This is a genomic window from Roseomonas sp. E05, from assembly GCF_030063475.1.
Classification (GTDB): Bacteria; Pseudomonadota; Alphaproteobacteria; order Acetobacterales; family Acetobacteraceae; genus Pseudoroseomonas.
On the sequence record NZ_JASIRT010000039.1, the window covers coordinates 20,953 to 45,624 of the forward strand.

Consider the following 24,672-nt stretch of genomic DNA (forward strand, 5'->3'; position numbering starts at 1 on the left):
GCCCCATCTGTGGCTTGCCGGTGCGGCGCGCGGGGCCCGCCGCACCAGGCTTGTGGTGGGAGCATAGTGCTTCAAGGGATCAGCCAGGAACAGCCGTTTGGGTTCCCCACAGGCAGGTCAGACGCTCTCAAGCCGGCTCCAGCACCTCGGCCACCGCCACCAGCAGCCGCTCGAAATCCCCCCGCCCGATCGCCCCGATGCAGCCGATGCGGAAACTCTCCCCCTGCGTCAGCTTCCCCGGGTAGATCAGGAAGCCCCGCGCCGCCAGCGCCTCGTAGAAGGGCCGGAACGCCAGTTTCCGGTGGGCCGGCATGCGGAAGGTGGCGATGATCGGCGCCTGCACGGCCTCGTCGAGATAGAGTTCGAAGCCCAGCCGGCGCATCCCTGCCCAGAGCGTGTCGAAATTCTCCTGGTAGCGCGCGCGCCGCGCCTTCGGCCCGCCCGCGGCCTCCAGCCGGCGCAGCGCCTCCACCAGCGCGGCCACCACCTGCACCGGGGGCGTGAAGCGCCATTGCCCGTCCTTCTCGAAGCCTCGCCACTGCGCGTGCAGGTCGAGGCTGGTCGAGGGGCTGTTCCCCGCTGCCGCCGCCAGCGCCTCGCGCGCGACCAGTGCGAAGCCGATCCCCGGCACCCCCTCCAGGCATTTGTTGGAGGAGGCCAGCACGGCCGCCACCGGCACCGCCGTCAGGTCGATCTCCAAGGCGCCGAAGCTGCTCATCGCATCCAGCAGGAGGTGCCGCCCGGCCGCCGCGACCACGGCGGCGATCTCGGCGAGCGGGTTCAGGATGCCCGTGGTGGTCTCGCAATGCACCAGCGCGACATGCGTGATGGCCGGATCGGCCCGCAGCGCCTCGGCGAGGCGCGCCGGCTCCACCGCCCGGTCCTCCGGCCAGCGCAGCGCCACGACCTCGCGCCCCATGCGTTGCGCGATGCCCACCATCCGCTCGCCATAGGCGCCATTGACCAGCACCAGCAGCTTCTGCCCCGGCCCCACCAGCGTGGCGATGGCGGCCTCGACGATGAAGGTGCCCGAGCCCTGCAGCGGCACCGCCACATGGCGCCCCGCGCCGTTCGCGACGGCCAGCAGCCGCTGCCGCAACTCGGCGGTGAGCGCGATGAAGGCCGGATCGCGCGAGCCCCAGTCGCGCAGCATGGCGCGGCGGGTGTCGGGGTGGGTGGTCAGCGGCCCCGGGGTCAGCAGGATCGGCTCATCGCTCATGCAGCGGCTCCGTCGGGGTTGGCTCGGTTGCGGGCCGGGGCGCCATGACGTCCCAGCGCCAGGCGATCACCCCGGGGATGCCCAGCAGCACGTCGCGCAGCCGCCGCACCAGCACCAGCGCGATGGCGCGCTCCGGCGGGATGCCGAACAGGGCGCAGATCAGCACATAGCCGCCCTCCTGCACACCCAGCGCGCCGGGGATGAAGAAGCCGGCGCTGCGCACCGCCTGGCCCAGGCTCTCGATCACCAGCGCCTCGGCCAGGCCGGCCTCGATGCCGAGGATGCGCAGCGCCGCCCAGGTTTCCAGCACGCCGAGCAGCCAGGAGGCGAAATGCCACCCCCCGCTGCGCCAGAAACGCCAGGGCTGCCGGTAAAGCCGCACCACCGTGTCATGCAGCCCGGACAGCTCGCCCACCGAGGTCCAGCCGACCCGCGCCGCCAGCCCCGGCAGCAGCCGCTCGACCACCCGGAACAGTCCCCAGCGCTGCGCCGCGATGAACACCCCCGTCACCGCCGCCCCCAGCAGCGTGCCGATGACCGCCCATTGCAGCGTCGAGCCGCCGCCGCCATGCGGAATCAGCAGCAGCGTGGCCAGCCCGAGCAGGGAGAAGGCGATCTGCGTCGCCATCTCGGTGCCGAGATCGGTGGCGATGCTGGCGATCACCTTCACCTTGGCCACGCCCTTGCGAATCAGCAGCTGCGCCCGCACCAGCTCGCCCGCCGCCTGCACCACCGGCAGCAGCGCGTTGGTGGCGCCGCGAATCCAGCGCATCCGCACCAGCGCCAGCGCGCCAGGCCGGCGCGGATCGTCGATCAGCGGCGCCCAGCCGAGCGCCGAGGCGACGATCTGCGTCCCGTGCAGCGCCAGGACGGCCAGCAGCCCCCAGCCCGTCTCCAGCAGCAGGCGCAGGATCTCCGCCGGTTCATTGGCGGCGATCAGCGCGCCGGCGATGGAGAGCCCAACCAGCAGGCTGAGCCCGGTGGACCAGATCACGCGGCGGCCGGCGCCTGCGCGGCGAGGGGGCTCGCCAGGAAATCCTTGAAGCGCCGCGCCACCTCGGCCGGGCCCACGGTCGGGCGGCCGAGCCTGGCCATCGAGCCCGGCGCGATGCGCAGATGGATCAGCGCCGGCCCGCCCTGCGCCAGCGCCGCACGGAAGGCGGCGGCGAAACCCTCCAGCGAGGCGCAGCCGGCGGCATACTGATAGCCGCAGGCCAGGGCGATGGCGGCGAAGTCCACCGAGGCCGAGACCGTCGCCTGCCCGCCGGTGGAGTCATGCACGCCGTTGTCCAGCACCACATGGACGAGGTTGCGCGGCCCCTGGGCGCCGATGGTGGCGAAGGTGCCGAGCTTCATCAGCGCCGCGCCATCGCCATCCAGCACCACCACCGGGCGCTCGCTGTGCAGCGCGACGCCCAGCCCCATGCCGCTGGCCCCGCCCATGGAGCCCACCTGGTAGAGGTGCTGCGGCCGGTCGGCCAGGGTGAACAGCTCCCGCCCGCATTTGCCTGTCGTGGCGATCACCGCCGCCTCCTCGGGCACGACTTCCAGGAAGCGTTCCAGCACCGCCGCCCGCGTGGGGCGCGGCCCCTCGGCCGGGAAGTCGGCACGCCGGCCGGGGCGGGGCAGGGGGAGCGGACTCGGCTCCAGCGCCGCTTCCGCCACATCGTCCTTGCGCACCACGAAGGCGTAGGGAAGCTCCGTCGCCGCCATCCGCTCCACGGCATGGCGCAGCGCCGGGGCCAGGGCGCCGCGTTCGGCGGGGAAGGGGGCCTGCTCCAGCCCGATCAGCCGGATCAGGTCCTGGGTGATCTCCCCCATCACCACATGCTGCGGCTCGTCCGGGATGCCGGGCTCGCCGCGCCAGGTGGTCAGCAGCAGGGTCGGGATGCGGAAGGGCGCGTTCAGCGAGGTCAGCGGGTTCACCGCATTGCCGAGCCCGGAGTTCTGGCACAGCACCACCGTCCGCCGCCCGGCCAGCCAGGCGCCGGAGGCGATCGCCACCGCCTCGCCCTCGCTCGCCGCCCCCACATAGGCCAACGCGGGGTCGGAGAGCACGCCGTTGATCAGCGGCGTCAGGAAGCTGCAGGGGACGCCGGTGTAGAAGTCGAAGCCGGCGCCGACCGCCTCGCGGATGAAGTCCTCGGCCGTGATCATGCTCGCTCGCTCAGGTGAAGTTGCGTGCCTCGGCCAGGTCGGTCAGCGTGTCCACGTCGAGCCAGTGGCCGGTGAAGTATTTGACGCGCACCGGGTGCCGCGCCGCAAGCCGGGTCAGCAGCAGCGGCATGTCGGCGCGCTCCAGCAGCCCTTCCGCCTCCAGCGCGGCGATCTCCTCCCGCAGCCACGCCGCGCCGCGCGCGCTGAAGCGGGCGAGGCCCATCCACTCGCCGCAGACCTCCCCGGGCGCGAGATCGGCACCCATCCGCCGCAGATGCGCCGGCTGATCATCGAGATAGTCGCCGGAGAAGCGGTGGTCGGCCGCCACCAGGTCGCGCGGGCCGGGTGTCGGATGCGTCGCCGCCAGCGTGTCCACCGCGATCACCACATCGGCGCTGCTGGTCAGCAGGCTGTCCAGGATGTAGCGGCGGAACAGCACGTCGCCATAGACCACCACCGTCTCGCCACGGATCGCCTCGCGCGCGCAGGCCAGCGACCAGGCCTCGCCGGTCTCGGCGTGGCGGTCGTTGTCGAGCAGGCGGGCGCCCTGCAGCGCCACGGCCTCCTTGCGGTCGCCGCGCACCACGGTGATGTCGCGCACGCCGCTCTCGCGCAGCGTGCCGGCGAGCCGCTTCAGCAGCGACTGGCCGCGGATGTCCACCATGCATTTGGGCTGGTCCGGCGCCTGCCCGCCCAGCGCGCCGCCGGCGGCCGCCAGCACCACGGCGCCGGCGGCGGGCCGCGCCGGCAGGTAGCGGCGCTCCGCCTCCTCCAGCTCGGCATTGCCGGTGATGCGGAAGATGTCCTTCACCGTCGCCACGCTGCCCTCGACGCGCACCAGCGACTCGTCCTCGTGGATGCGCTGCGCCGTCTCGCGCATCGCCGCGATGGAGGACCGCATCAGGTGGTTGGCCCAGATGATGGTGGAGATGCCGGCCTGGCGGAACAGCTCCGTCGGCGTCGAATAGTACATGGTCGGCACGATCACCACCGGCGCGCGGCTGCCCCAGCGCTCGGTGAAGGCGAAGATCTCCTCGGCCGTGGACTTCTTCGAATGGATCAGGATCGCATCCGCCCCGGCCGCGTGATAGGCCTCGGCGCGGCGCAGCGCCTCCTCCATGCTGTGCCCGGAGATCAGCGCCTCGACGCGCGCGACCAGCACGAAGTCGTCGTCGGTCTGGCTGTCCTTGCCCGCCTTGATGCGGCCGCAGAACTCGTCCACATCGGCCAGCGGCTGCGCCTCGCCGAGGAAGGAGTTGGTCTTCGGGAAGAGCTTGTCCTCGATGCAGACGCCGGCGATGCCGCGCTCGCCGAGCTTGCGCACGAAGCGTCGCACATTGTTGAAGTTGCCATGGCCGGTGTCGCCATCCACCAGGATCGGCAGGCTGGTGGCGTCGGCCATGTATTCCAGCACGTCGAGCACCTGCGTCCAGGAGGCCTCGTTGCTGTCGCGCAGCCCGAGCGCCGCCGAGGTGGTGAGCCCCGAGGCCCAGACGCCACGGAACCCCGCCTCCTGCACGATCTTCGCGGACATGCCGTCATGCGCCTCCATCAGGAAGGAGAGCGAGGGCGACATGATCTCGCGCCGGAGGGCGGCGAAGCGCGTGTCGCGCGCGGGAATGGACGCGCCATCGCGCGCCGCCAGGGGCCCTGCACTGCTCAAGGCGGCTCCTCCATGCTGAACACACCGTGCGCAGAGCTAGCAGGCTGGCCGCCCTTGCCAAGGGCGGAACTGTCACCCTAGCTTCACGGAACACGGAGACCAGCATCGGGATATTTCCGGCTTGACGGCATTGCGCCCCGCTTCCGCGATCATCCTGGCGGCCGGCATCGGCCGCCGCCTCGGCGCCGCCGACGACCGGCCGAAGATCCTGCTGGAGTTCGGCGGGCAGACCCTGCTCGCGCGGCACCTGGCGGCGCTCGGCCTGCACGGCGTGGCGGAGGTGAGCATCACCGTCGGCCATCAGCGCGCGCTGATCGAGGCGGAGGTGGCGCGGCTGAACTGGCCGGGCCGCGTGCGCTTCGTCGAGAACCCGCACTACCGCGAGGGCAGCCTGGTTTCCCTCGCGGTTCAGGCGGAGACGCTGCGCGCCGGTCATCCGCTGCTGCTGATGGATGGCGACGTGCTCTACGACCCGCGCATCCTCGCGCCGCTGGCGGAGGGGCCGGACGAGAACCTCCTGCTGCTCGACCGCGAGATCGAGCCGGGCGACGAGCCGGTGAAGATCTGCCTGCGCGGCGACACCATCGTCGATTTCCGCAAGCAGCCGGAGCATGCGCATGACCGGCACGGCGAGTCGGTCGGCTTCTTCCGTTTCACCGCCGCGACGGCGGCCGCCCTGGCCGACCGCTGCGAGGCCTATCTCGCGGCCGGGCGCCGGCAGGTGGAATACGAGGAGGCCATCCGCGACCTGATCCTCGCCGAGCCGGCGCGCTTCCGCGCGGTGGACATCACCGCGCTGCCCTGGACGGAGATCGACTTCCCTGAGGACGTCACCCGCGCGCGGGAGGAGATCCTGCCGCGGCTGGCGGAGGCCGCTCCGCCCTGAGGCGCCGCCGCCGCGCGCACCGTCCCGCCGAAGTGAGGGATGCCGCAGCCCTTCCCCTTGCCGGGGGCGGGCCGCATCCCCGAGAGTGCAGCCCATCATTGATGGAGGGCGGCATGAGCGTCGAGAACGACCCTGCGGATGCGCTGGTGCCGATGCCGGAGGGCCTGGAGCAGGTGATCCTCCCCCGGGCGCACGACGTCGGCGGCTTCGAGGTGCGGCGGGCCCTGCCGGCGCGGGGGCGGCAGATGGTCGGCCCCTTCATCTTCTTCGACCAGATGGGGCCGGGCGAGTTCCTGGCCGGCAAGGGCCTGGACGTGCGGCCGCACCCGCATATCGGCCTCTCCACCGTCACCTACCTGTTCGAGGGCGCCATCCAGCACCGCGACAGCCTCGGCTCCGACCAGCCGATCGTGCCGGGCGACGTCAACTGGATGACGGCGGGGCGCGGCATCGCGCATTCCGAGCGCACCGGCGCCGAACTCCGCCAGAGCGGCAGCCGCCTCTTCGGCATCCAGTCCTGGGTGGCGCTGCCGAAGCGCACCGAGGAGACCGCTCCTGCCTTCGCCCACCACGCGGCGGCCAGCCTGCCGGTGCTGGAGGATGGCGGCACCCGGCTGCGCCTGATCGCCGGCGAGGGCTGGGGCGCCCGCGCGCCCGTCGCCACCTCCTCCGACCTGTTCTACGCCGACGCCACCCTCGCCCCCGGCGCCGCCCTGCCTTTGCCGGACCACCACGAGGAGCGGGCGGCCTATGTGCTGGAGGGGGAGGTGGAGGTCGCCGGCGAGCGCTTCGCCCCCGGCCGCATGCTGGTCTTCCGCGCCGGCGACGCCCTGGCGCTGCGGGCCGGCCCCTGGGGCGCGCGGCTGCTGCTGCTCGGCGGCGCGGTGATGGACGGGCCGCGCTACCTGTTCTGGAACTTCGTCGCCTCCTCGCGCGAGCGCATCGAGCAGGCCAAGGCGGACTGGAAGGCCGGCCGCTTCGCCCTGGTCCCGGGCGACGACAAGGAGTTCATCCCGCTGCCGGAGGAGCGCATCCGCCTCCGCGCCGGCACCCAGGCCACCGCGGCAGGCTCGCCGACGAGCTGAGCCGCCGTGCCGCGGCCAGGAGGGGCGCTGCCCCTCCGGACTCCCTCCTTCTTCTCTCGGTTTCCGGGTTCTGCCTGAGGCGACGTCATCCTGGGCTGCTCTGGCGGTGGTCGCCGCCGGGGCTGCTTCAGCCCCGGCGTGAGCGCATGCAGCCCGCACAACGAACTGATAGAAAAGAAAGAAGAGGGGGCTCCGGGGGAGAATTCATTCTCCCCCGGTCCTGTCCCGGGGCAGAAGTGAGGACAGGCCTCAGGCGGCGGCCTCCAGAAAGTCCCGCATCGGCGCGAGCACCGCCTCCGGCCGCTCCGCCAGGGGCAGATGCGCCAGCCCCGGCAGCACCACCAGCCGGGCGCCGGGGATGGCGTCGCGCAGCGCCTCGGCGGCGGCCACCGGCGTCGCCTGGTCCTCTTCGCCCACCAGCACCAGTGCCGGGCAGCGAATGCCGGGCGTCACGCCCGAAAGGTCGCAGGCGGCAATCGCCTCGGCGGCGCCGGCATAGCCCTCGGGCGCCGTGCGGCGCAGCATGGCGCGCAGCCCGGCCGCTTCCGGCGTGCCCTGGAAGCCCGGCGTCACCCAGCGGGCGCAGACCGGCTCCACCAGCGGCTCCATCCCCTCCCGCCGGGCCAGCGCCGCGCGCTGGTGCCAGAGCTCGACGGGCGGAATCGCCAGGGCGGTATCGCAGAGCACCAGGCTCGTCACCCGCTCCGGCGCCTGCGCCGCCATCGTCTGCGCCACCAGCCCGCCGATCGAGAGCCCGGCCACATGCGCCGCCCCGATGCGGAGGTCGTCGAGCAGCGCCAGCACGTCCGCCGCCATCTGCTCGATGCGGTAGGGGCCGGGCGGCACCGAGGTCAGCCCGTGCCCGCGCAGGTCGGGCCGCAGCACGCGGAAGCGGCCGGCCAGCGCCGCCGCCGGCGCGTCCCACACCTGCAGCCCGGTGCCGAGCGAGTGCAGCATCAGCAGCACGGGCGCCTCCTCCGGCCCGGCGACCTGGAAATGCATGTCGAGATCGCGGATGCGTCGGAACATCGGCCGTCCTTCCCTTACAGCGCCAGCGTCTCGCGGATGCGGGCGCGGATCTGCGTCCGCTCCGCCTCGCCGGCGCCGGCCATGGTCGCCTCGTAGGCGATGCGCGCCGGCCGTTGCAGCACCACGATGCGGCTGCCGATCTCCAGCGCCTCGCCGATCGAATGGGTGATGAACACCGCCGTCCGCCCGGTCTCGCGCACCAGCTCGGAGAACTCGCCGCGCAGCCGCGAGGCGGTGATCTCGTCCAGCGCCGAGAAGGGCTCGTCGCAGAGCATGATCGGCGCCTCGGTGGCGAAGGCGCGGGCGATGGCGACGCGCTGCCGCATGCCGCCGGAGAGCGCGTGCGGATAGTCCGCCTCGTGCCCGTGCAGGCCGAGCCGCGCCAGCCAGTGCCGCGCCTTCGCGTGCCGTTCGGCCTTCGGCACGTCCATCATCTCCAGGCCGAAGGCGGCGTTGTCCAGCGCGTTGCGCCAGGGCAGCAGCCGGTCGTTCTGGAAGACGATGGAGATGTGCCCGCGCAGCGCGGCGAAGTCGCGGAACGGGTCGTGCCCCTGCACCCGCAGCGTGCCGGCCGAGGGCGCCTGCAGCCCGGCGATCATGTTGAACAGCGTGGACTTGCCGCAGCCGGTCTTGCCGAGCAGCGCCACCAGCTCGCCGCGCCGCACCTCCAGGTCCACCGCGTCCACCGCCAGGAAGCCGCTCTCGCGGCTGCCGCCATACCATTTCGAGACACCCTCGAAGCGGATCTCCGCCGGGCCTGCCTGCCTCGCAGGCGGCGCCTGGTCGAACACCTCCGGCATGGCCACTCCCCCCGCGCTCACAGCGCGCGCTCCGACACGGCACGGTAGCGGAAGGCGGCGGCCTCGATGGCGCTGATCGCCCATTGCACCAGCAGCACGAACAGCACGAGCTGCAGCGTCCAGGCCATGGCGCCCGCCATGTCGAACAACTGCTGCTGTTGCAGCAGCTCGTAGCCGACGCCGCCCGTCGCCCCCACCAGCTCGGCCACCACGACGACGCGCGAGGCATTGCCCAGATTCACCTTCCAGGCCGTCAGGATGCCCGGCAGCACCGCCGGCCAGACCAGCCGGGAGAACATCTGCCAGCGGCGCGGCCGGAAGGAGGCGACCATCTCCGCGAGGTCGCGCGGGATCGAGCGGTAGGCGTCGAGCAGCTGGAAGGTGAAGGCCGGCAGCGTCGTCACCAGCATGATGAAGAAGATCCGCACCTCGGTGCCGCGGAACCAGATCACCGCGAAGACCACCCAGGAGAGCGCCGGGATGCCCTGCAGGAAGGTCAGCAGCGGCGAGAGCAGCCGCGCCGTCAGGCGCGAGCGGCCCATCAGCGCCGCCAGCAGGCCACCGAGCAGGAAGGCCCCGGCCAGCCCGCCCAGGGTGCGCGCCACGGTGGCCAGCACCTCGCCGAGCAGCTCGCCGGTGGTGAGGATGGTCGCCGCCCGGCCGAGGATCTCCGTCACCGGCGGCAGCAGGTAGGGCGGCAGCACCGTCGAGCCGGCCTGCCAGAGCGCGGCGAGCGTCAGGAAGGGCAGCACCGTCAGCGCGGCGCGGCCGAAGGACCCCGCCGCCGACAGGCCGGGCAGGCGAGGGGCGGGGGCGGTTCCGCTGGCCATCGTCTCAGCTCTCCTGACCGTCATGGATGGTGGCGCCCGAGGGCAGGCCGGGCAGCAGACCGACCTCCTGGCCGGCGCGGTAGACCGCCTCGATCTCCTTGCGGATGCTGCCGGCCATGCGGACGTTGAGGCCGAGCCGCTCGTTGTTGCGGATCAGATCCGCCAGCGCCTTCTGCTCGTCGGCGCCGCCGCGCCCGGCGGCGAGCCGCGCGCCCTCGTCCGGGTTGGCCAGCAGCCATTCGGCGGCCTCGCGGTACATCGCGTGCAGCTTCGGCACCAGCGGCTTGTTGGAGGCCACCCACTCCTGGTGCGCGGCGAGGCCGAGATAGGGGATCTGCGCGCTGCCGGCGAAGTCCTGCCAGTTCTTCGCGATGCCGAGGTCGAGCATGCGGATCGAGGGCTTGCGCGCCTTCAGCAGCGTATAGGCCGGCTCCCAGAGCTGCACCGCCGCGGCGCGGTCGGCCATGGCATAGGCGACGAGCCCCGGCGGCGCGGTATTGACCACGCGGAACTTGTCGGGGTCGGCGCCCTGGCGGCGGGCGAACCAGGCGAACATCGCGTAGTTCGTGGTGCCGCGCGCGGCGGCGAGGTCCTGCCCCTCCAGGTCCTTCAGCGTCCGGATGGCCTCGCGGTTGGTCACCGCGGCGCCCCAGTAGTCGAACAGGTTCAGCAGATAGACCGGCTTGATGCCGCGCTGCTCGGCGAGCCCGATGGTCAGCGGCGCCGCCGAGCCGCCGAGCTGGAACTCGCCGGTGTTGAACTGCGTGGCATAGGCGTCCGGCGTGCGCTCGACGAAGTCGATGTCGAGCCCCTGTTTCGCGTCCAGCCCGCGTTCCTTGATCACCGGCGGCAGGAAGGCGCCGAGCGAGGGCGCGCCGAAGACGGCGATGCGCAGCTTCCGCGCCGCCCCCTGGCCTCCCCCTTGGCCTCCCCCCTGGGCCAGCGCCGGCCGCGCCAGGGACCCGAGCAGCGCGAGCCCCGCGCCGCCGGCGATGACACCACGCCTGGAAAACCTGTTTGCGTCCATGGACGCGCCCTCCTCGTTCCGTTTCCAACCCGCCGCGGCCGTGCCCCCTCTGCGCGGGGCTTCGGCGCGGCGGCCTCAGCCGATGCGGAACAGCGCCGCCGCCGTGCCCGTCTCCATCGCCGCGCGCTCCGCGCCCTCGAAGCCCGCCGCCGCGATGATCGCGCGCGGCGCCAGGTCGCCGATCGGGAAGGGCATGTCGGAGCCCAGCATCAGCCGCTCCGCCCCCACCACCTCGGCGGCGAAGCGCAGCGCGCGCGGGTCGTGCAGGATGGTGTCGAACCACAGCGCGCGCAGGTTCGCCTCCGGATCGGCCAGCGAGGCGTCCAGCGCGTGGTTGCGCTTCAGCCGCCCCAGCACCATCGGCAGCCCGGCGCCGCCCACCGAGGCGACGATGCGCGCCCTCGCGTAGCGCAGCGGGTGCCCGGCATAGAGCAGCCGCGCCACGGCGATCATCGTGTCGGTCACGCGGCCGACCGCATTGGCCATGCCGTAGTCATGCACGCGGTCGTCGCCGCTCTCGAAGACCGGATGGATGAAGACCACCGCCTTCAGCCGGTCCGCCGCCTCCCAGAAGGGCGCGAGTGCGGGGTCGTCCAGCACGCCGCCGGTGCCCTTGGGCTGGGTGCCGATCATCACGCCCGGGCAGCCGGCGGCCATGGCCTCCTCCAGCACCTCGGCGGCGGCGGCGCCGTCCTGCAGCGGCACGGTGCCGAGCGGCACGAAGTGGCGGTCGGCCTCGGCGGCGGCGACGAGATGGCGGTTGATCAGCCGCGACCAGGCGGCGCCTTCCTTGGCTGGCAGCTCATAGCCGTACATGTCGAGCCAGCCGCCGACCACCTGCCGGTCGATGCCCTGCTTCGCCATCCACTCGCGCCGCGCGGCGATGTCGAGCAGCGGCTTGCCCACCGGCCGCGTCGGCTTGCTGCCGGCGAAGGAGAAGCCGAAGCCGGGCCCGGATTCCACCAGCCGCAGGCTGGGGAACTCGGCGGCGCGGCCGCGCACCTCCTCCAGCAGCGGGGGCGGCACCAGATGGGCGTGGCAGTCGATGATCATGCTGTCTCCTGCGTGGTCGTGTCGGCGATGGCGTCGGAGATCGCGGCCGGCCGCATCGGCAGCCGGTCGATATGCAGGCCGAGCGGCCGCAGCGCGTCGTTCACCGCCGAGGCGAGGGCGGCCGGGCCGCCGAGATAGCCGCTCTCGCCGCTGCCCTTCTGGCCGAAGACGGTGAGCGGCGAGGGCGTGCACTGGTGGACGATCTCCACCTCCGGCACCTCATGCGCCGAGGGCATCGGGTAATCCATGAAGCTGGCGGCGGTCGGCTGGCCGGTCTCGCGGTCGTAGGTGAACTCCTCCAGCAGCGCCGCGCCGATGCCGTGGGCGATGCCGCCCAGCGTCATGCCGCGCACCACGTCCGGGCTGATCACCGTGCCGCAGTCATGCCCGGTGATCCATCGGCGGATCTCCGGCTTGCCCAGCACCGGGTCGATCGCCACCAGCACCAGGTGGCACTCGGCGGAGTGGCAGGGGTACATGTGCACCCGCCCGTCCGCGGTCGGCAACTGCCCGCCGGTGGGCACCTGGTAGATGGCGCTGGCGGCCAGGCCGGGCTCGCTGCCCGGCGGCAGGCGGAAGAACTCGCGATGCGCGATCTGCACCAGCTCGGCCCAGTCCAGCGCCCGCCTGTCCGGCGCGGCGACGCGGCCGCCCTCATAGGCCAACGCCCCCTCCGCCACCCCGAGGTCATGCGCGGCGATGGCCATCAGCTGCGCCTTCAGCCGCCGCGCCGCCTCCACCGCCGCGCCACCCAGCATGATCGCCATGCGGCTGCCGACCGGCGAGTTGCTGGGCAGGCTGCCCAGGCTGTCCGGTCGCACCACGCGGATGCGCTCGGGGTCGATCTCCAGCACCTCGGCCACCGCCACCGCCACCAGCGTCTCATGCGCCTGCCCGGCGCTGGTGGTGTGCAGCGTGGCGGTGACGGCGCCGGTCGCGTCCACCGTCACGCGGCAGGAATCCATCCAGGTGGTGGTGCGGTTGTGCGGGTTGAGCAGCGGCTCGAAGGAGGAGTTGCCGCCCGAGGGTTCCAGCACGGTCGCGACGCCGATGCCCGCCAGCATCCCCGCGGCCCGCAGCCGGTCGCGCTCGGCGAAGATGCCGGCCGCCTCGGCCGCCGCCACCGCCTTGCCGAGCAGCGCATGGTAGTCGCCGCTGTCATAGGTGGTGCCGGAGGGAATGGTGTAGGGGAACTGCTCGGCCCGGATGAAATTGCGCCGTCGCACCTCCAGCCGGTCCAGCCCCAGCGCCTCGGCGACGCGGTCGATGCCGGTCTCCAGCGCGTAGTTGGTCGGCGCCTGGCCGAAGCCGCGCACCGCCTCCTGCGGCGTCTTGTTCGAGGTGACGGCGAGCGCGTGATAGGCCACCGCCCCGATCGCATAGGGGCCGACGATGGCGCCGATCGGCTTGCCGAGCTGGAAGGGCGAGCGCCCGGCATAGGCGCCGACATTGTCGAGCGCGCGCATCCGCATCGCCCGCACGCGCCCGTCCTCCTCGAAGGCCAGCTGCACGTCGAAGATGCGTTCCGGCCCCTGCATGTCGCCGCCGGTCATGTTCTCCAGCCGGTCCTCCAGCAGCCGCACCGGCGCATCCAGCAGCCGCGCCAGATGCCCGACCAGCACCGCATGCTTGATGCCGCGCTTCACGCCGTAGCTGCCGCCCACGTCGATGTCGTGGTGCACGCGCACGGCATTGCCGGGCAGGCGCAGCGCGCGGGCGATCTGGTCGGGGAATTTCGGCATCTGGATCGACGCCCAGACGTCCAGCAGTTCCAGCCCGTGGTCCCAGCGCGCGGTGACGCCGAAGGTCTCCAGCGGCACGGTGGAGCTGCGCCCCCAGACCACGCGGTAGGCGAGGCGGCGCGGCGCCGCGGCGAAGGCCGCATCCACCTCGCCCCAGACGAAATGGCGGTCGAGCAAAACGTTCGAGCCATGGTCCGGATGCACCGGCGGCGAGGCCGGGTCGAGCGCCGCCTCGCCATCCAGCACGAAGGGCAGCGGTGCGTACTCCACCGCGATCAGCTCGCGCGCATCCTCGGCGATGGCGCGGCTCTCGGCGACGACCACCGCCACCCACTCGCCGGCATAGCGCACCTGGCCGACCGCCAGCGGATAGCGGCGCACCAGCGGCGCATGGGCACCGTTCATCAGCGGCTCGATGGCGGCGGCCAGCTCGGCGCCGGTCAGCACCGCGCGCACGCCCGGCAGGGCGAGGGCGGCGGAGGCGTCGATCGCGACGATGCGTGCCGCCGGATACTCGGATTGCAGCGGCACCGCATGCAGCATGCCGGGCAGCGCGACATCGGCGGCGTAGTGGCCGTCGCCGGTGGCGAAGCGGCGGTCCTCGCGCACGCGCCGCTTCTTGCCGACATAGCGGAAGGGGCCGCGCAGGGGGGCGGTGGCGGGCGCGTTCACTTCGCCGGCTCCATCCGTGCCGCCGCGGGCCGCGTATTGGCGCTGCGCAGCCGCACCGCCGCCAGCTCGACCGCCTCGACGATCTGCCCATAGCCGGTGCAGCGGCAGAGATTGCCGGAGATCGCCTCGACGATCTCCTCGCGCGTCGGCGCCGGGTTGCCGGCCAGCAGCGCCTCGGCGGTCAGCACCATGCCCGGCGTGCAGTAGCCGCACTGCATGCCATGCGCCTCGCAGAAGGCGTCCTGCACCACGGAAAGCTCGCCCGGCGCCGGCGCCACCCCCTCGATGGTGGTGACGGCCGAGCCCTCGGCCTGCGCCGCCAGCACCAGGCAGGAGCGCACCGGCTCGCCGTCCAGCAGCACCGTGCAGGTGCCGCAGACGCCATGCTCGCAGCCGGCGCGGGTGCCGGTCAGCCGCAGCGTCTCGCGCAGGCAGTCGAGCAGGGTGCAGCGGTCCTCGACCTGCACCCGCCGGGCGCGGCCGTTCACCGTCAGAGTCAGTTCCATCGCTTCACCTCCCCGGTCGGGGCATTCGCCCAGGCGTCGCGCCGCGCGCCCTCCGCCGCCTCGGCCAGCGCGCGGCAGGCCAGGGCGGCGGCGGCGCGGCGGCGATAGGCGCCGCTGGTCCGGGCATCCTCCAGCGCCGGCAGCGGCGCCAGCGCCGCCTCCACCGCCATGCGCAGCACCTCCGGCTCCGGCGCCCGGCCGAGCAATCCCTCCAGCCGCACCCGCACCGGCACCTCGCCCATCCCGCCGATGCCAAGGGCGATCTCGGCGCAGTTCCCTTCCGCATCCAGCCGCAGCAGCGCGGCGGCGGCGGCGAGCGCATAGTCGCTGCGGCGGGCGCTGATCTCCTGGAAGCCGAAGCCGGTGCGCGCGCGCTCCGTGCGGCGGGGAAAGCGCAACCCGGTGACCATCGCCCCCGCCGGCAGTGCCGTGACCATGGCGGAGAGGAAGAACGCCCCCGCCGGAATGGCCTCCGCCGGCCCGCCGGCCACCAGCACCTCGGCGTCCAGCGTCACCGCCACCAGCCCGATCTCGGCCGAAGGGTCGGCATTGGCGATCGAGCCGCCGATGGTGCCGCGCCGCCGCGTCGGCGCATGGCCGACCCAGGGCAGGGCGCGGGCCAGCAGCGGCAGTTCCTCGGCCACCAGCGCGCTGCGCTCCACCGCCGCCTGCCGCGCCGTGGCGCCGAGCCGGATCTGCCCGTCGGCGCGCGCGATGGCGTCGAGCCCCGGCACGCGCAGGATGTCGATCAGCCGCGTCGGCCGCGCCAGCCGCATGGCCAGCATCGGGATCAGCGTCTGCCCGCCGGCCAGCAGCCGCGCCTCGGGGTCCTCGGCCAGCAGGGCGCAGGCCTCCTCGACCGAGCCGGCGCGGCGGTATTCGAAGGGCGCCGCCTTCATCGGCTCAGCCCAGCGCCAGCTCGGGGCGCAGCGCGGCGAGCACCGTCACGCTCTGCGCCTTCATCAGCGGCCCGCCGGCCTCGCGCTCGCTGGCGGCCTTGATGTCGCGCCACTCGGCATCGGCGTTGAAGCGGGCCCAGGCGGCCTCGCTGGCGGCCCCATCGGGGAAGCGGGTGAGATAGCAGAGCCGCCCGTCGGCCGGCTCGGGCGCGAAGACGCCCACCACCTCGATGCCATGGCGCGGGAAGATGCGCAGCACATGCTGCTCGAAGCGCTGGCGCAGGGCCTCGGCGCGGCCCTCCTGCGGCTCATAGATGCGGAGTTCGTAGCGCATGGTCCTCCTTGGTCCCGGCTCGGCCGGGCGACCCGCCCTTGCCGGGCGATGTTCGACGTTCCCGGGCTGAGGCTGGCGGAATGACCCATGCCTGTCAATGATCGAACTATGCCAATCATCAATCTTGTCACAGTCTGGATTGGTGCAATGCATCATTGTTGCACGCTGCGGCACGGCCGTTTAGACCGTCCGCATGGTGCAATCCGCCTCCTCCGCCCGCGCTCCCCATCTCGCCGAACCTCTCCCCATGCCCGCCGAGGCGCCGCACTGGATGCCGCGCCTGCTGCCCCAGCAGGGGCCGCACTACCTCGCCATCGTCGAGGCGCTGGCGCAGGACATCGCCGCCGGCCACGTGCCGCAGGGCAGCCGGCTGCTGCCGCAGCGCGAGATGGCGCAGCGCCTGGGCCTGGCGGTCGGCACGGTCGCCAAGGCCTATGCCGAGGCGGAGCGGCGCGGCCTCGTCACTGGCGCGGTCGGGCGCGGCACCTTCGTCAACCTGCCGCCCGCGGCATCCTCACGCGGCACCGTGGCGCAACTTCCCGCGCGCCTGCCGCTGCGGCCGCTGGACATGGGGCTGAACGCGCCGCCGCTGGAGGATGAGGCCGCCGTGCTGGCCGAGGCGATGGCGGCCGTGGCGCGCAGCGGCGCCATCGCGGCACTGACCGGCTACCTCCCCCATGCCGGCCTGCCCGCCCACCGCGCCGACTTCGCCGCCTGGATCGCCGCCGTGAGCGGGCTGGCGCTGCCGGTGGAGCAGGTGATGCTCTGCAACGGCGCGCAGCATGCCATCGCCGTCGCGATGATGGCGGCGCAGCCGCAGGGAGTGCAGAGCCTGGGCGTTCAGGCGCCGGGCGGCGTGCTGCTCACCGAGGCCGTCACCTTCCCCGGCATCGTCGGCCTTGCGGAGAAACTCGGCCACCGCCTGCACGGCGTCGCCATCGACGCCGAAGGGCTGGTGCCGGAGGCGCTGGACGCCGCCTTCACCGAGACCGGCGCGCGCCTGCTCTACTGCATGCCGACGCTGCAGACGCCGACCGGCACGGTGATGCCGCTGGCGCGGCGTCGTGCCATCGCCGCCGTGCTGCGCCGGCATGAGGCGCTGGCCATCGAGGACGACGTCTATGCCTTCCTTGCTCCCGGCACGCCGCCGCTGGCGGCCCTGGCGCCGGAGCGGGTGTTCTATGTCGACAGCCTGGCCAAATGCGTCGCGCCCGGGTTGCGGATCGGCGCGCTCGGGGTGCCGCCGGCCTTCTGCGCCCGTGCCAGCGCGGCACTGCGCAGCACCGGCTGGATGGCCTCGCCACTGACCGCCGCCATCGGCTCCCACCTGTTGCGCGGCGGCGAGGTGGCGCGCCTCGCCGCGCGCAAGCGGGAGATTGCCGCCGAGCGCTGGAACCTGGCGCGCGAGGTGCTCGGCTCCGTGCTGCCGCCGCCAACGCCGCCGGCCTTCCACCTCTGGCTGCCGCTGGCCCGCCCGCCGGCCGAGCTGGTGGCCGAGGCGGCGGGCCGCGGCGTCGTCCTCGCCCTGCCCACCGAGGCGCCCGGTGCGCCGCCGCCGCGCGGCCTGCGCCTCTGCCTCGGCGCGCTGGAACGCACCGCCGACCTGCGCGAGGCGCTGGCCGTGCTGGCCGCCATTCTCGACCGCGGCAGCGAGCGGGCGCTGGTCTGACGGATCTCAGCCCAGCGCCTGCGCGAGGTCGGCGATCAGGTCATCGGCATCCTCCAGCCCGGCCGAGAAGCGGAACACGCCTTCGCCCGCCCAGTCCCGGTAGGCCGCCTCCTGCGCGCCGCGCAGGCGGAAGGAGGCGCGCAGCAGGTCGTCGGTCGGGATGTAGAACAGCAGGCTCTTCGTCTTGCCGAGCGAGACGGCGTAGGAGATGACCCTGAGCCGCTCCGCCAGCCGCGCCGCGAGCGCCCCGCTGCCGCTGCGCGCGGAGAAGGCCAGCAGCCCCGAGAAGTTCCGCATCTGCCGCCGCGCCAGCGCATGCTGCGGGTGGCGTGGCGAGCCCGGCCAGAGCACCGAGCGGACCTTCGGGTGCTCCGCCAGGAAGGCTTCGAGCCTGCGTGCGTTCGCCTCGTGCAGCGCCATGCGCGGCGCCAGCGTCTCCAGCCCGCGGAGGGAGAGCCAGGCGTTGAAGGGCGCGAGCGCACCGCCGAGATGGATCAGCCCCTGCCGGCGCAGCGCCGCCATCCGCGCCGCGCCGCCGATGACGGCACCCCCCAGCGCATCGCCATGGCCGGAGATGTATTTCGTCAGCGAGTGCACGACATAGTCGGCGCCGAGCGCCAGCGGCCGGGTGCCAAACGGCGTGGCGATGGTGGAATCAACCGACAACTCCGCCCCGCCCGCATGTGCGATGGCGGCGACGGCGGCGATGTCGGTCAGCTTCAGGATCGGGTTGGCCGGCGTCTCGACATGCACCAGCCGCGTGTTCGGCCGCAGGGCGGCCTCCACCGCCGCGGGGTCGGCGGTGTCCACCAGCGTGGCGGCGATGCCGTGCCGCGGCAGGATGTCCTGCGCCAGCTCGGCCACGCCGGCGTAGCAGACATCCGACAGCAGCAGGTGGTCGCCGGCGGCGAGCCGGTCCAGGAACAGTGCGCTGACCGCCGCCATGCCGCTGGCGAAGCTGACCGCCGCCTCGCCGCCCTCCAGCGCCGCGAGGGTGCGCTCCAGGCTGTCGGCCGTCGGATTGCTCCAGCGGGTGTAGAAGTGCGGGGCATTCTCCGCGAGGTCGTTGGCCGAGAAGCCGATGGCGTCCGGATGCGTGAAGAAGCTGGCGGCGAGTTGCGGCGACGCGGTGACAGGCGCGCCAGGGCGCCGTTCCGTCTCGCCGGCATGGAGCGCCAGGGTCGCGGGGGCCAGTTTTTCTGCCATGGATCCTCCTTGCCTTTGCGGCATCCAACAAGGCCGGGGGAAGGAATTCCCCCAGACCCCCATCTTTTTTCTTCGAGTTTTGCCAACAGGCAGAAAGAAGATGGGGGGCTCGGGGGGAATTCTTTCCCCCCGATCTTTTTCGCCGCCGATTGGCAGGGGCCGGCAATCCGCCTAGCCTTGCGGCGCAGAAGAACCAGCGCCGCGACGCCCCGGCCAGCCGGGGCCGGCGCCGAGCCGAGGAGCGTCCTGCGTGATCCATGTCATCGCCATCATCACCGCCAAGCCGGGCATGCGGGAGGCCGTGCTGAAGGAGTTCCGCGCCAACATGCCGGCCGTCCATGCGGAGCAGGGCTGCATCGAATACGGCCCCGCGACCGATGCTGAGGGCATGGGCCGCATTCAGACCCCCTTCGGCCCCGACACCTTCGTGGTGATCGAGAAGTGGGAAAGCCCGGAGGCGCTGAAGGCGCATGGCGCCGCCCCGCACATGGCCGCCTATGCCGAGAAGACGAAGGAGATGATCGCGAGCCGCGTCATTCACGTGCTCTCCCCCGCGGCCTGAGGCACAGGCGCGCGCCACCGCGCTTGATAAGTTTTTATTCCTATGATATGCCTTGCTCGTCAGCGGGAAAGCTGCGGGCGGGCCGCTACACAGGGGGGGCGGTGCGCGGCGTGGCCGAAGGGGCGCGCATCCGCTGCCAGGCCATGGCCAGCACGACGATCATCAGCCCCCCCGCGACCACCGCAACGGCCGGGTTGAAGCCCCGCCCCAGGGTATTGGCGTAAAGGATCGCCAGCAGCGCCCAGGCGACCGCGCCGGCATACCAGGGCGAGCCATGCGCGGCCCAGAGCACGCCGAGCGTGAAGCCGCCGGCCGCGAGGAGGATCAGCACCGCCGCCAGGGTGCCCGCCGCGCCATCCACCTGGATGGCACCGCTGACCAGCGCCGCCCCGGCGATGTTGGCGAAGGCGGCGACCGAGACCCAGCCCGCCAGCATGCCCACCAGTGGCTGCACGATCCAGCGCTCGGGCCAGCCCCGGGCGGTGCCGCTGTGGACCAGGTTGCGGTTGATGAAGAAGGCGGTGAGGCTGGCGCCCAGCACCGCCAGGATGACCAGCACGAGGTGCCAGCCGTTCTCGGTGAGCTGGGCAAGCAGCATCCAGAGGATGGAGGCGGCGAAGGCGACGGCCAGCGGCCAGCCGAGGCGCCGCGCCGCCGGGCTGTCCTTGCCGCCATCGGGCAGCACCTGCCAGATGCCCCAGGCGATGGAGAGGGCGAAGAGCAGGCCCCAGATCGAGAAGGCATAGCCCTGCGGCACCACCGCCGTCTCGCTGCGGGCGGACATTTCCGCCTGGGTGTGGCCGATGCCGAAGACCGGCGCCATGGCTCCGACCAGCGGCTGCGCCAGCGGCAGCACAAGGTTGAGCAGGGTGCGAAGATCGTTGCGTGTCATCAGGCCCTTCCCGGAGCGAGGCGTGGCATAGGGCCGCCCCGGGGAGGGGCGCCGGCTGAGCAACGCACCAGCTCCGCCAGGGTTGGGCAGGACGCCCGGCGCCGCAAGGGGGAAGGCAAATTCCCCCCGGAAGCGAAAAGGGCCCCCTAAGGCTTTAAGCCGCCGCCTCGTGCGGAATGCCCTTCTCGTCCAGCAGGGCGGTCAGCTCGCCGTTCTGGAACATCTCCATGATGATGTCGCAGCCGCCAACGAACTCGCCCTTGACGTAGAGCTGCGGGATGGTCGGCCAGTTGGTGTAGGCCTTGATACCCTCGCGCAGCTCCATGTCCTCCAGCACGTTCACGCCCTTGAAGGGCACGCCCACGTGGCTGAGGATCTGCACGACGCGCGCGGAGAAGCCGCACTGCGGGAAGACCGGGGTGCCCTTCATGTAGAGGACGACCGGGTTCTCGGTGACCTCGGCCTGGATGCGCTCGAAGGTGGGATTGCTCATGGGTGCCTGTCCTTAGCCTTGAAAGGGCTATTGTGGGGGAGCGGAAGTCTGCAGGGCGAGGGCGTGCAGCGCGCCGCCCATGCGGCCCTGCAGGGCCGCGTAGACGAGCTGGTGCTGCTGCACGCGGGAGCGGCCGCGGAACGCCTCGGAAATGACGGTCGCGGCATAGTGGTCGCCGTCCCCGGCCAGGTCCTCGATGGTGACCCTGGCATCGGGGAAGGCCGCCTTGATGAGGGCCTCGATCTCCGCAGCCGACATGGCCATGCGCGCTTGCTCCTTGCTCCGGTTTCCGTCGGCGCCAGCCTAGCGGGCCATCAGCGCCGGCAGGAAGCGCTCGTGCGCCGCCCGCAGGTCGTCCACCGATATGGACCCGGCCCCCGGCAGAACCAAGGCCCCGCCGCCGGTCCGGCCGATGCGCCCCGCAGGGACGCCGGCCTCCCTGGCGGCGGCGAGCAGGGCGGCGGCATCGCGCACGCCGAGGACATAGCGGCCCTGGTCCTCGCCGAACCAGTAGGCATGGGCGGGGAGGGTGCCGGGCGCGGCCTCCAGGGTGGCGCCGGTGCCGCCCTCCATCGCCATCTCGGCCAGGGCGACGAGCAGGCCGCCATCGGCGACGTCATGGCTGGCGGCCACGGCGCCGGCCAGGATCTGGGCGCGGACGAAGTCGCCGTTGCGGCGCTCGGCGGCGAGGTCCACCGGCGGGGGGGCGCCCTCCTCGCGGCCGGCGATCTCGCGCAGCCAGAGGGACTGGCCGAGATGGCCGGCCGTCTCGCCGATCAGGACCAGGTCCAGGCCGGAGGCGAGGGCGTAGCCGACCGCCTGGCGCGCATCCTCCAGCACGCCGACGCCGCCGATGGCGGGGGTGGGGAGAATGCCCTTGCCCTCCGTCTCGTTGTAGAGCGAGACGTTGCCGGAGACGACGGGGAAGTCCAGCGCCGTGCAGGCGGCCGCCATGCCGCGCACGGCGGCGGCGAACTGGCCCATGATCTCGGGCTTCTCGGGGTTGCCGAAGTTCATGTTGTCGGTGATGGCGAGGGGCTTGGCGCCGGTGGCGGTGATGTTGCGCCAGGCCTCAGCCACCGCCTGCTTGCCGCCTTCCTCCGGGTCCGCCGCGCAGTAGCGGGGGGTGACGTCGGTGGTCATGGCCAGGGCGCGGGGGCTGTCCTCCAGCTTGACGATGGCGGCGTCCGCCGCGCCGGGGCGCTTCACGGTCTGGCCGCCCACCGTGCTGTCATACTGGTCCCAGATCCAGCGGCGGGAGCAGAGGTCGGGGCTGGCGATCAGGGTTTGCAGCGCCTCGGCGAGGCCCATCGGGCTCGGGACGGAGTCCGGGGGGAGGAGGGGCTGCTTCGGGGTTTCCGCCGTGGGGCGGTGGTAGAGGGGGGCCTCGGATTCCAGGGGGGCGAGGGGGATGTCGGCCTCGACGGCGCCCTGGTGGCGGATGACGATGTGGCCGGTGTCGGTCAGGCGGCCGATGACGGCGAAATCCAGCTCCCACTTGCGGAAGATGGCCTCGGCCACGGCCTCGCGGCCGGGCTTGAGGATGAGCAGCATGCGCTCCTGGCTCTCGGAGAGCATCATCTCATAGGCGGACATGCCGGTCTCGCGCTGGGGGACGGTGTCCAGCTCCAGCTCGATGCCGACGCCGCCCTTGCCGGCCATCTCGACGCTGGAGGAGGTCAGGCCGGCGGCGCCCATGTCCTGGATGGCGACGATGGCGTCGGTCGCCATCAGCTCCAGGCAGGCCTCGATGAGGAGCTTCTCCGCATAGGGGTCGCCGACCTGGACGGTGGGGCGCTTCTCCTCGGAATCCGCGGTGAACTCGGTGCTGGCCATGGTGGCGCCGTGGATGCCGTCCCGCCCGGTCTTGGAGCCGACATAGACCACGGGGTTGCCGATGCCGGCGGCCGCGCTGAGGAAGATGCGGTCCTTCGGGGCGATGCCGACGGTCATGGCGTTGACCAGCGGGTTGCCGTTGTAGCTCGGGTGGAAGTTGACCTCGCCGCCCACGGTGGGGACGCCCACGCAGTTGCCGTAGCCGCCGATGCCGCGCACCACGCCATCCAGGATGTGCTTTGTTCGGGGATGGTCGGGCGAGCCGAAGCGCAGGGCGTTCAGGTTGGCGATGGGGCGGGCGCCCATGGTGAAGACATCCCGCAGGATGCCGCCGACGCCGGTGGCGGCGCCCTGGTAGGGCTCAATGAAGCTCGGGTGGTTGTGGCTCTCCATCTTGAAGATGGCGGCCAGGCCATCGCCGATATCGATCACGCCGGCATTCTCGCCCGGGCCGTGGATGACCCAGGGGGCCTTGGTGGGGAGCTGGCGGAGCCAGACGCGGCTCGACTTGTAGGAGCAGTGCTCGGACCACATCACCGAGAAGATGCCGAGCTCGGTGAGGGAAGGTTCGCGGCCGAGGATGGCGAGCACGCGCTCGAACTCATCCGGCTTCAGGCCGAACTCGGCGGCGAGCTGGGCGGCGCGTTCCGGGGCCAGCGGGGTGGGGGCGAGGCGTGCGGGGGCGGACATGCCGGGCTTTTCGGCATCCGGCGCGCGCTTGTCCAGGGGTGGAATGGTCATGCCCAGCTCAGCCGCACAACACGAGGGATGCGGGCGCGGCCGCCGGCATCCCGCAAGAGGCGGGAGAGGCTGGAAAACCAGGCCTTGCAGCGGGACTTCGGGGCGCGGCCGGCGAGCAGGCCCAGGGGGAAGGGCAGGCGGGCGAGGGTTTCGGACAAAAGGGGATCGGGCAGGAGCCAGGGCGGGCCGGGCAAGGCCGAGCGCAGGCCGATGCGGCGGATGAGCAGCAGAAAACGATGGCCGAGGATGCGGTGCGCGCGGCGGGCGGCGCGGAGGATGAAATACTCGATGGCGCGCAGGGGATGGGCGGGGGCGGCCTCGGCCAGGGCCTCCAGCAGGCGCTGCCAGAGGCCGGCATGGGTGAGACGGCGGAAATAGCGCGCGATGGTGTCGGGCTTGCCATAGGCGCCCGGAACCTCCCGCCAGGGGGCATGGGTGCAGGCGATGTGGAAGATGGCATCCATCCGCGCGCGCAACTCCGGGATGGGGCGGCCCTGGGGGGAGCGGTGCAGGAGATAAGGCAGGAGCGCCGCCCATTCCGAGTCGGAGAGCCTGGACCAGGGACGGGGCGGCGTCAGACGGGGGGAATGGGGGAGAGGGCGCATAGGAGGGAGTGTAGCAGGGCGGGAGGGAATAGGCAAGTTTTCCTACAAAATGGCTTTACTTTTGTGCCCCTAACCTTTCCCGCAAGAAGGCTACTGCAAGAGAAACGTGAGTGGGCTGACAGGGAAGTTAAAGTTGCTTACGGTTCTAAAGCTGCCCTCGAGGATAATGCCTTGCCGGTCCCAGATTACCAGACGCTCATGTTGCCTGTCCTGCGCATAGCGGCAGAGGGTGAAACACGAGTACCTCAGATGGCAGAGCGGATCGCGAATGATTTTGCACTTACGGATACTGAGCGTGACGAGATGCTGCCAAGCGGACGGCAGCGGCTTCTGCATAATCGAATCCATTGGGCGAAATTCTACCTGACGAAGGCTGGGCTGATCGAAAGTCCCGGCCGTGGCCGCTTTCTGGCCAGCGGTTCCGGCTACGCGCTCCTGGCTCGCAACCCAGCCGCGATAGATGTTGATCTCCTCAAGACCTACCCTGCGTTTCTTGCGTTCTACAACGGTAACGGTGGAGGGGTTGGTCAGGAGGAACAACCAGTGGCCAAGGCTGCAACCGCCTCGGAAGCAACGCCTGAAGAGCAAATAGATGCTGCCCACTCGTTGATCCATTCAGCGCTTAAAGCCGACCTTCTTCAGCGAGTACTAGGCGGTGGTGACGATTTCCTGATCTGAGGGATTCCGCTGCTGAGCGGGGCGTGATTCAAGGCTGGCTTTTGGAGGCTGGCCTGGATGAGCGCGGACCCGGATGCGTTGCGCGATG

Annotated in this window: 24 protein-coding genes; 5 read left to right on the forward strand and 19 right to left on the reverse strand. The window is 72.2% G+C overall.

The genetic code is table 11. The annotated features are described in order from the left end of the window. Window positions 1-127: 127 nt before the first annotated feature. Genes QMO56_RS23610 through aepX form a run of 4 tightly spaced genes read right to left on the reverse strand, consistent with a single transcriptional unit; the run spans window position 128 to window position 5,039 of the window. A complete protein-coding gene (locus QMO56_RS23610; RefSeq protein ID WP_283529712.1) occupies window positions 128-1,219 on the reverse strand; it encodes a 2-aminoethylphosphonate--pyruvate transaminase in 1,092 nt (363 codons plus the stop codon). Beyond that, complete coding sequence (locus QMO56_RS23615) at window positions 1,209-2,213, reverse strand: lysylphosphatidylglycerol synthase domain-containing protein (protein ID WP_283529713.1); 1,005 nt, start codon at window positions 2,211-2,213, stop codon at window positions 1,209-1,211. The genes QMO56_RS23610 and QMO56_RS23615 overlap by 11 nt, the downstream gene beginning before the upstream one ends. After that, entirely contained in the window at window positions 2,210-3,376 is a 1,167-nt protein-coding gene (aepY, locus tag QMO56_RS23620; protein ID WP_283529714.1) for a phosphonopyruvate decarboxylase, read from the reverse strand. Before aepY ends, QMO56_RS23615 begins: the two co-directional genes overlap by 4 nt. Window positions 3,377-3,386: 10 nt before the next feature. Then, window positions 3,387-5,039, reverse strand: a complete 1,653-nt coding sequence (gene aepX / locus QMO56_RS23625) for a phosphoenolpyruvate mutase (RefSeq protein ID WP_283529715.1) — start codon at window positions 5,037-5,039, stop codon at window positions 3,387-3,389. 121 nt (window positions 5,040-5,160) lie between these two features. Between aepX and QMO56_RS23630 the strand changes: the two genes are divergently transcribed. Beyond that, window positions 5,161-5,925, forward strand: a complete 765-nt coding sequence (locus tag QMO56_RS23630) for a phosphocholine cytidylyltransferase family protein (RefSeq protein WP_283529716.1) — start codon at window positions 5,161-5,163, stop codon at window positions 5,923-5,925. Window positions 5,926-6,038: 113 nt separating this feature from the next. Next, a complete protein-coding gene (locus tag QMO56_RS23635) occupies window positions 6,039-7,010 on the forward strand; it encodes a pirin family protein (protein WP_283529717.1) in 972 nt (323 codons plus the stop codon). A 249-nt stretch (window positions 7,011-7,259) separates the two neighbouring features. Here QMO56_RS23635 and pcaD read toward each other — a convergent pair whose 3' ends face one another. The 9 genes from pcaD to QMO56_RS23680 all read right to left on the reverse strand — a co-directional run bounded on the left by pcaD (window position 7,260) and on the right by QMO56_RS23680 (window position 15,902). Beyond that, window positions 7,260-8,039 (reverse strand): 3-oxoadipate enol-lactonase, encoded by a 780-nt coding sequence (gene pcaD, locus QMO56_RS23640; protein ID WP_283529718.1) that lies wholly within the window; start codon window positions 8,037-8,039, stop codon window positions 7,260-7,262. A 14-nt stretch (window positions 8,040-8,053) separates the two neighbouring features. Next, window positions 8,054-8,839, reverse strand: a complete 786-nt coding sequence (locus tag QMO56_RS23645) for an ABC transporter ATP-binding protein (RefSeq protein ID WP_283529719.1) — start codon at window positions 8,837-8,839, stop codon at window positions 8,054-8,056. Between the two features lie 17 nt (window positions 8,840-8,856). Next, complete coding sequence (locus tag QMO56_RS23650; protein WP_283529720.1) at window positions 8,857-9,669, reverse strand: ABC transporter permease; 813 nt, start codon at window positions 9,667-9,669, stop codon at window positions 8,857-8,859. Window positions 9,670-9,673: 4 nt separating this feature from the next. Continuing rightward, window positions 9,674-10,696, reverse strand: coding sequence for an ABC transporter substrate-binding protein (locus tag QMO56_RS23655; RefSeq protein WP_283529722.1), 1,023 nt, complete (start codon window positions 10,694-10,696; stop codon window positions 9,674-9,676). A gap of 75 nt (window positions 10,697-10,771) precedes the next feature. Then, window positions 10,772-11,749, reverse strand: coding sequence for an amidohydrolase family protein (locus QMO56_RS23660; RefSeq protein WP_283529723.1), 978 nt, complete (start codon window positions 11,747-11,749; stop codon window positions 10,772-10,774). After that, window positions 11,746-14,163 (reverse strand): xanthine dehydrogenase family protein molybdopterin-binding subunit, encoded by a 2,418-nt coding sequence (locus QMO56_RS23665; protein ID WP_283529724.1) that lies wholly within the window; start codon window positions 14,161-14,163, stop codon window positions 11,746-11,748. Before QMO56_RS23665 ends, QMO56_RS23660 begins: the two co-directional genes overlap by 4 nt. Then, window positions 14,160-14,669: a (2Fe-2S)-binding protein gene (locus tag QMO56_RS23670; RefSeq protein WP_283529725.1), complete on the reverse strand. Its 510-nt coding sequence runs from the start codon at window positions 14,667-14,669 to the stop codon at window positions 14,160-14,162. Before QMO56_RS23670 ends, QMO56_RS23665 begins: the two co-directional genes overlap by 4 nt. Further along, the gene (locus QMO56_RS23675; protein WP_283529726.1) at window positions 14,660-15,568 is read right to left on the reverse strand and encodes a xanthine dehydrogenase family protein subunit M; all 909 of its coding nucleotides are present in this window, start codon (window positions 15,566-15,568) and stop codon (window positions 14,660-14,662) included. The genes QMO56_RS23670 and QMO56_RS23675 overlap by 10 nt, the downstream gene beginning before the upstream one ends. A gap of 4 nt (window positions 15,569-15,572) precedes the next feature. Beyond that, on the reverse strand, window positions 15,573-15,902 hold the full coding sequence (locus QMO56_RS23680; RefSeq protein ID WP_283529727.1) for an NIPSNAP family protein: 330 nt from the start codon (window positions 15,900-15,902) through the stop codon (window positions 15,573-15,575). A gap of 193 nt (window positions 15,903-16,095) precedes the next feature. On the opposite strand from QMO56_RS23680, the gene QMO56_RS23685 reads away from it, so the two are divergent. Further along, window positions 16,096-17,571: a PLP-dependent aminotransferase family protein gene (locus QMO56_RS23685; protein WP_283529729.1), complete on the forward strand. Its 1,476-nt coding sequence runs from the start codon at window positions 16,096-16,098 to the stop codon at window positions 17,569-17,571. Window positions 17,572-17,577: 6 nt separating this feature from the next. On the opposite strand, the gene QMO56_RS23690 is transcribed toward QMO56_RS23685, so the two are convergent. Further along, the gene (locus tag QMO56_RS23690) at window positions 17,578-18,777 is read right to left on the reverse strand and encodes a PLP-dependent aspartate aminotransferase family protein (protein ID WP_283529730.1); all 1,200 of its coding nucleotides are present in this window, start codon (window positions 18,775-18,777) and stop codon (window positions 17,578-17,580) included. Between the two features lie 250 nt (window positions 18,778-19,027). Here QMO56_RS23690 and QMO56_RS23695 point away from each other — a divergent pair, with 250 nt between their 5' ends. Further along, window positions 19,028-19,339, forward strand: a complete 312-nt coding sequence (locus QMO56_RS23695; protein ID WP_283529731.1) for a putative quinol monooxygenase — start codon at window positions 19,028-19,030, stop codon at window positions 19,337-19,339. An 85-nt stretch (window positions 19,340-19,424) separates the two neighbouring features. On the opposite strand, the gene QMO56_RS23700 is transcribed toward QMO56_RS23695, so the two are convergent. The 5 genes from QMO56_RS23700 to QMO56_RS23720 all read right to left on the reverse strand — a co-directional run bounded on the left by QMO56_RS23700 (window position 19,425) and on the right by QMO56_RS23720 (window position 23,906). Continuing rightward, window positions 19,425-20,231, reverse strand: a complete 807-nt coding sequence (locus QMO56_RS23700) for a hypothetical protein (RefSeq protein ID WP_283529732.1) — start codon at window positions 20,229-20,231, stop codon at window positions 19,425-19,427. Between the two features lie 154 nt (window positions 20,232-20,385). Next, window positions 20,386-20,724, reverse strand: coding sequence for a Grx4 family monothiol glutaredoxin (grxD, locus tag QMO56_RS23705; RefSeq protein WP_283529733.1), 339 nt, complete (start codon window positions 20,722-20,724; stop codon window positions 20,386-20,388). Between the two features lie 27 nt (window positions 20,725-20,751). Then, the gene (locus QMO56_RS23710) at window positions 20,752-20,988 is read right to left on the reverse strand and encodes a BolA family protein (protein ID WP_283529735.1); all 237 of its coding nucleotides are present in this window, start codon (window positions 20,986-20,988) and stop codon (window positions 20,752-20,754) included. Window positions 20,989-21,027: 39 nt separating this feature from the next. Then, window positions 21,028-23,250 carry a phosphoribosylformylglycinamidine synthase subunit PurL gene (purL, locus tag QMO56_RS23715; protein ID WP_283529739.1) on the reverse strand — a complete coding sequence of 741 codons (2,223 nt, stop codon included), beginning with the start codon at window positions 23,248-23,250 and terminating at the stop codon, window positions 21,028-21,030. 47 nt (window positions 23,251-23,297) lie between these two features. Then, window positions 23,298-23,906, reverse strand: coding sequence for a transposase (locus tag QMO56_RS23720; protein ID WP_283529736.1), 609 nt, complete (start codon window positions 23,904-23,906; stop codon window positions 23,298-23,300). Window positions 23,907-24,077: 171 nt separating this feature from the next. Between QMO56_RS23720 and QMO56_RS23725 the strand changes: the two genes are divergently transcribed. Further along, on the forward strand, window positions 24,078-24,584 hold the full coding sequence (locus tag QMO56_RS23725; RefSeq protein WP_283529737.1) for a winged helix-turn-helix domain-containing protein: 507 nt from the start codon (window positions 24,078-24,080) through the stop codon (window positions 24,582-24,584). Window positions 24,585-24,672: the final 88 nt, after the last annotated feature.